The organism is Streptomyces sp. NPDC127092 (assembly GCF_042722475.1).
Lineage (GTDB): Bacteria > Actinomycetota > Actinomycetes > Streptomycetales > Streptomycetaceae > Streptomyces.
Map to the genome: position 1 here is coordinate 2,859 of NZ_JBHXFE010000093.1, position 1,066 is coordinate 3,924.

The 1,066-nt window shown below is 58.7% G+C and carries 1 protein-coding gene; it reads left to right on the forward strand.

Annotation, left to right across the window (positions count from 1 at the left end; genetic code table 11):
• Positions 1 to 4 precede the first annotated feature (4 nt).
• A partial coding sequence (locus ACFWJO_RS37155) for a DNA methyltransferase (protein WP_386872528.1) occupies positions 5 to 1,066 on the forward strand: 1,062 nt, incomplete at its 3' end.

Sequence of the window (1,066 nt, forward strand, 5' to 3'; positions counted from 1 at the left end):
ACGCGTGCCCACCACCGCAACGCTGGTGCCTGATGAGGACGCCTCGCTGCGTTGGTCGGATGCCCGGGACGTCCTGATCGAGGGCGACAACCTTCAGGTGCTCAAACTCCTGAAGAACGGCTACTCGCGAGCCGTCAAGCTGATCTACATCGACCCGCCCTACAACACGGGCGCCAAGGACTGGAAGTACAACAACGACTACGTCGAGTCCGACGACGACTACCGCCACTCCAAGTGGCTGTCGTTCATGGAGCGCCGCCTCCAGGTCGCCCGCGAACTCCTCAACCCCGAGGACTCGGTCCTGATCGTCACCATCGACGAGAAGGAGTACCTCCGACTTGGAATGCTCCTCGAGCAGACATTTCCCGAGGCGCGGATTCAGATGATCTCTACACTCATCAACCCGGCTGGGACGGCTCGTGCAGACTCGTTCAACAGGACCAATGAGTTCATCTACTTCGTGCGTCTAGGTAAAGCAGAGATTTGCCCGGAGGAGGTCGAGGGCAGTACCTCCGAGGAGATGGATTGGCGAACTTTTCGTCGGCAGGGCGCGAGCAACCTCCGTCACACGCGCCCCAATCAGTTCTACCCGATTTATGTGAATGAGAAGACTCATAAGATCGAGGAGATCGGTGAACCGATTGGACCAGAAGTAGATCGACGTCGTCAGCCGTCCCGTGAGGGGTGCGCTACTGTTTGGCCGATCAGGCCCGACGGAACGGAGATGATGTGGTCCCTCATCCCCAGTGCCGCGAGGGAGAAACTCGCCAAAGGTTTTATCCGTGTGAAGCCGTCACCGAATGAGCCGCAGCCCTTCATCATTAGGTACATCACCGGAGGCCGGGAAAAAGAGATCGACAGTGGCCTCGCGGAGGTTACCGGCTATCGCGAGGACGGGTCCGCACTAGTGTCTTACCAGAGGACAAAACGCAAGCCTCCCACAACCCAGTGGGCACGTCCATCGCATGAGGCGTATCGGTCTGGGACGAATATTATCCGTGCGCTCATGCCGGATCGCAGATTCCCCTTTCCGAAGTCTCTGTATGCGGTGGAAGACGCACTGCGC